Consider the following 5,441-nt stretch of genomic DNA (forward strand, 5'->3'; position numbering starts at 1 on the left):
CCTAATCAGCGAGCAATACTTAGACCAAACCGTAACCGTCAAAGGCTGGGTACACCGCCGGCGCGACCACGGCGGTGTGATTTTTATCGACCTGCGCGACCGCGAAGGCATCGTCCAAGTCGTGATTGACCCCGATACGCCCGAAGCGTTTGCCACTGCCGATTCCGCCCGCAACGAATACGTTTTGAGCATTACCGGCCGCGTGCGCAACCGTCCCGAAGGTACGACCAACGACAAAATGATTTCCGGCAAAATCGAAATCCTTGCCAAAGAAATCGAAGTCTTGAATGCTGCTGCTACGCCGCCGTTCCAAATTGACGACGAAAACATCAGCGAAAACGTGCGCCTGACCAACCGCGTTATCGACCTGCGCCGTCCGGTGATGCAGCGCAACCTGCGCCTGCGTTATCAAGTCGCTATGGGCGTTCGCCGTTATCTCGACGCGCAAGGCTTCATCGACATCGAAACCCCGATGCTGACCCGCTCTACTCCCGAAGGCGCGCGCGACTACCTCGTGCCGAGCCGCGTTCATCCGGGCGAGTTTTTCGCGCTGCCGCAATCGCCGCAATTGTTCAAACAACTGTTGATGGTGGCAGGTTTCGACCGTTACTACCAAATCACCAAGTGCTTCCGCGACGAAGACTTGCGCGCCGACCGCCAGCCTGAATTCACCCAAATCGACTTGGAAACCTCGTTCTTGAACGAGGATGAAATCATGGACATCACCGAAGGCATGGCAAAACAAGTTTTCCAAGACGCATTGGGCGTGGATTTGGGCGATTTCCCGCGCATGCCTTACTCTGAAGCCATGTTCTACTACGGCTCCGACAAGCCCGATATGCGCATCAGCCTGAAATTCACCGAGCTGACTGACCTGATGAAAACGGAAGAATTCAAAGTCTTCCGTGGCGCAGCCGACATGAAAGGCGGCCGCGTGGTTGCCCTGCGCGTACCGAACGGCGCGAAATTCAGCCGCAAAGAAATCGACGAATATACCAAATTTGTCGGCATCTACGGCGCGAAAGGTCTGGCGTACATCAAAGTGAACGATGTCAGCAACCTTTCCAACGGCGAAGACAGCGGCCTGCAATCTCCAATCGTGAAATTCCTGTCTGAAAACGCCCTGAAAGAAATCATTGCGCGTACCGGCGCGCAAAACGGCGACATCATCTTCTTCGGCGCAGACAAAGCCAAAGTCGTGAACGAAGCCATTGGCGCGCTGCGTATCAAAGTCGGCTTGGAACACGGCGCGGAAAACGGCTACTTCGTGGACGAATGGAAACCTTTGTGGGTCGTCGATTTCCCAATGTTCGAATACGACGAAGACGGCGACCGCTGGACAGCCATGCACCATCCGTTCACCTCGCCCAAGCCAGGCCATGAAGACCTGATGGCATCCGATCCTGAAAACTGCCTGGCCCGCGCCTACGACATGGTGTTGAACGGCTGGGAAATCGGTGGCGGTTCCATCCGTATCCATCGTGCCGACGTGCAGGAAAAAGTGTTCGCCGCGCTGAAAATCAGCCCCGAAGAGCAACAGGAAAAATTCGGCTTCCTCTTGGACAACCTGAAATTCGGCGCGCCTCCGCACGGCGGTTTGGCATTCGGTCTCGACCGTCTGGTAACGCTGATGACCGGCGCCGAATCCATCCGCGACGTGATTGCCTTCCCGAAAACCCAACGCGCCCAATGTCTGCTGACTAACGCGCCCAATGCGGTGGACGACAAACAACTGCGAGAATTGAGCTTGCGCCTGCGCCAAAAAGCGACCGAAAATAAAGAAGCGTAATTTTTAAAAGCAGGTGGACAACACCTGACAGCCAAAAGGTCGTCTGAAACCTATTATACGGGTTTCAGACGACCTTTTTCATCACGGATGTATAGTGGATTAACTTTAAACCAGTACGGCGTTGCCTCGCCTTAGCTCAAAGAGAACGATTCTCTAAGGTGCTGAAGCACCAAGTGAATCGGTTCCGTACTATCTGTACTGTCTGCGGCTTCGTCGCCTTGTCCTGATTTAAAGTTAATCCACTATACTGAATGTCAGTAAGCGGGCATTTTCTATTTTAATCCTCCGACACTCATCAAGTCATGGGCAAATCGCCCTATTAAATTTAATCTAATTGAGTAATATCAGTTTATATTCATAATCCCACAGTAATTTTTTACATTTCCCCCTTGTCATGCTATCCTCGCCTCCCCTGTATGTATCAGCTTGTTTCATCAAGCAGTTTATTGTTGCACGCATACAGACAATATCCTGATTAATTATCGACAAGAGTATTGCTATGAAAAAAATAACTTCCTCTATTCTAAAAACCTGTTTTGCAGCGACGGCGGTTATCACAGCGCATTCTGCGTTTGCATATGACGCTTCCCGCCCCACCTCTGCTCCCGCACGCAGCACTTTGGACAACCACAATTTCCCCTATTCCATGCCGATTAATCCTAACGCAGCGCGCGACGGCGAACCTTATTTGAAAGCACACGACGACGTAATGACGCTGGCGGGCGCAACCCTGCCTCCTGCACGTCCGGTCAAACCGACTGCGCCTCCTCCACAACGTGCACCATTGGCTAACCAAGATTTCCCTTACTCCATGCCAATCGACGGCAATGTTTCGATACCGGACAGCGGCGTGATGAGCACAGCCTCCCAACCTCCTGCCCGCCCTATCGGCAAACCGATTGCGCCTCCTCCGTCTAAACCTGTCGTCAACAATGGTAACTTCCCTTACTCTGAGCCAATTTATGGCAAACGTACTTCGACAACACCTGTTGGCGTCATGACCACAGCTGACGCATCTCCTGCCTACAATCCAAATAACGCAGTGGCAAAACCTCAATACACAGTCAAAAATTCCGTCCGCGTTGCCGATGCCGACAACCTGAAAAACAAAGAAATCCTGTTTGTTATCGACAGAATCGAAGGCAAGGGCGAGCGCGTCATCCGCGAACGCCGCATCAATCAGATCGAGCTGTTCAGCCTGAATACTGAAGACGGCAAAGGAAAAGGCTTGCTGACCGTCGGCAAAATCCCGACTGCTTCGGGCAATGTGTTCTTCGGCGAATGGGCGCCTGCTTCAGAAGCCGCCGCTACTGCGCATGTCAAAGGCAACGCTCATCCCGCCTGGTTCTATGGCAAAAACCCGACCGGCAGCACCAAAGGCTTGGCAACCGTGACTTACAACGTAGTCGGTGTCAACGGTCATAAAGCCGGCGAACGCGATATCTATACCGGTACCGTCAAAGCCTATTTCGGTTCGGGCGACAGCGGCAGCATGACCGGCAAACTGGCGCGCCATACCGACACTCTGGACTTTGCCGGCGTGAAAATCGACAACCGCAACGGTACTTTTGCCTCTGATGCAGCCCGCAACCGCGAAGGCATCAAAGGTCAGTTCTACGGTCAAAATGCCGCCGCATTGGCGGGTATTGCGACCCGTGGTACAGAAAGCCACGCCGACGACATCTCCTTCGGCGGTATAAAACAATAAACCGTCGATAGAACAACGGGGAAGGCGCGGATTGCCGTGCTTTCCCCGTTTTATGGCAAGCTACGGACGGATTTCCGCGGCTTCCGTTTTCAGACGACCTTTTGTGCTTCCCATTACCTCAAGGGTCGTCTGAAAACGGAAACAAATTAAAAACAAAGCAAGATTCAAAATCGCATCTTTTCAGACGACCGCTCCGCTTCGCCACAAACCCGCCTCGTCCGAAATTTACCCACCACACACCAGCCCGAAAGAAGACGAATGAACAAATCCTGCCTCCTCCTGCTCGCCCTGCTGCCCCTGTCCGCCCACGCAGACAGCGACGACCTGCGCCGCCTGTCCGAAGAAAACGGGCGCGTGCAGCAGCAATATCGGGAAAGCGGCTGGCTGGACGGCGGCACACCCGCAGGCGACATCGAAAACGACGACGCATACATCCGTATCGGCGGTCAGATTTACACCGTAGGCAACAATACCGAAGAGCTGGAAAGCGCGATTTATCATGCCATTAACGAACGTCAATGGAAAAAGGCAGAACGCTTCGCCACGCGCTACGCCGCCCTGCCCGACCACAATCCCGCCCTACCCAAATTGGTGCTCGGTTTGAAACAACGTGCCGAAGGACGCCTCGCCGAAGCCTTGCAAAACCTGCAATCGGCAGAAGCACTCGACCCCGCCAACCCGCGCATCCTGCTCGAAACCGCGCGCCTTTATACCGAAGACAACCAAAACCGCGAAGCCCGAAGCGCATTCGCCCGCGCACAAGACGCCGATATTCCCGAAGAAACCCGCGCCCTGATCGGACAATACCTCGGCGAAATCGACAAACGCAGCCGCTGGCACGGACAAATCGGCATCGCCTACGGCTACAACAGCAACATCAACCAATCCGACGGCTCCGTCCGCTGCATTCTGCCGCTTGACGGCCAATGCCTCGCCTACCAAAACCTGCCCGACCCCATCCGTTCCCCTGTATGGAATTACAGCCTGAGCGCAGGCAAAATCACCCCCATTAAAGGACACCACAGCCTCAAAACCAACCTCCTCGTCTACGGCACGCACTACCGCCGCAAAGACACAGACGCCGCCCTGTCCGACTACGGCAGCCAAACAGGCACACTGTCCGCCGGTTACGAATACGCCGACGCACAAAGCCGCCTATCGCTGATGCCCGTTTACGAACACGAACGGCGCAACCGCCACACCTACTACAACGCCTACGGCGCCGAAACCTCGTGGACGCATACCATCAACCCCAAATGGCAGGTCAACGCCGACTGGTCGGGCAAACGCTACCGCCACAGCGGCACCGCGAAAACCTACGCCGCCGACTACACCGAATACCGCACAGGCTTAGGCGCAGAATACGCCCTGACCCCGAAAACCGGCGTGTTCGCAGGCTCCGACTACACCCGCCGCACATACAACGGCGGCACATCCGACCACCGCGAATACACCCTCCGCACAGGCTTATACACCCTGTTTGACAACGGCACCTACCTCAACGCCCTCGTCATGAAACGGCGCAACCTCTACGACCGCGCAGGCATCGCCGCAGACGGACAAAGACGCAGCGACCGCCAAACCGTCTGGCTCGCCGCCGCAGGCTTCAGACAATGGCACATCGGCGGCTTCTACCCCGAACTGCGCTTCAAACACACCACCGTCAAAAGCAATTCCGTGTTCTACCGCTACCGCCAAAACGAAATCATGTTGGGCGTGAAGAAACAGTTTTGAAGCGTTTTATAGGATGGATAGGAACATAAAGAGGTCGTCTGAAAATAAGGATTTATGAATTTCAGACGACCTCATTCAATAAGTTTTAATAACAGCAAACACCCCACCCCATACTTTTCCCCATCTGCTGCAACCTACCCCCTCTCCCGTCTAGCGGGAGAGGGCTGGGGAGAGGGTGGCTTTATGAGTTGCACGAATTTATTTTCTCCT

General features: G+C 54.5%; 3 protein-coding genes and 1 pseudogene. 3 read left to right on the top strand and 1 reads right to left on the bottom strand.

Annotated features, from left to right (window positions below; all coding sequences use genetic code 11):
* The coding region (gene aspS / locus HMPREF1051_RS04540; RefSeq protein ID WP_003765032.1) for an aspartate--tRNA ligase at window positions 1–1,789 on the top strand (1,789 nt) is incomplete at its 5' end.
* A gap of 77 nt (window positions 1,790–1,866) precedes the next feature.
* On the opposite strand, the pseudogene HMPREF1051_RS15140 reads toward aspS, so the two are convergent.
* Window positions 1,867–2,051: pseudogene (locus HMPREF1051_RS15140) on the bottom strand (hypothetical protein); the annotation flags it as partial.
* 237 nt (window positions 2,052–2,288) lie between these two features.
* Between HMPREF1051_RS15140 and HMPREF1051_RS04545 the strand changes: the two are divergent.
* Window positions 2,289–3,497, top strand: coding sequence for a Slam-dependent surface lipoprotein (locus HMPREF1051_RS04545; RefSeq protein ID WP_003765036.1), 1,209 nt, complete (start codon window positions 2,289–2,291; stop codon window positions 3,495–3,497).
* A gap of 258 nt (window positions 3,498–3,755) precedes the next feature.
* Window positions 3,756–5,231 (top strand): porin family protein, encoded by a 1,476-nt coding sequence (locus HMPREF1051_RS04550; RefSeq protein ID WP_003765030.1) that lies wholly within the window; start codon window positions 3,756–3,758, stop codon window positions 5,229–5,231.
* The last annotated feature ends 210 nt before the right edge of the window (window positions 5,232–5,441 follow it).

Source organism: Neisseria sicca VK64 (assembly GCF_000260655.1).
Classification (GTDB): Bacteria; Pseudomonadota; Gammaproteobacteria; order Burkholderiales; family Neisseriaceae; genus Neisseria; species Neisseria sicca_B.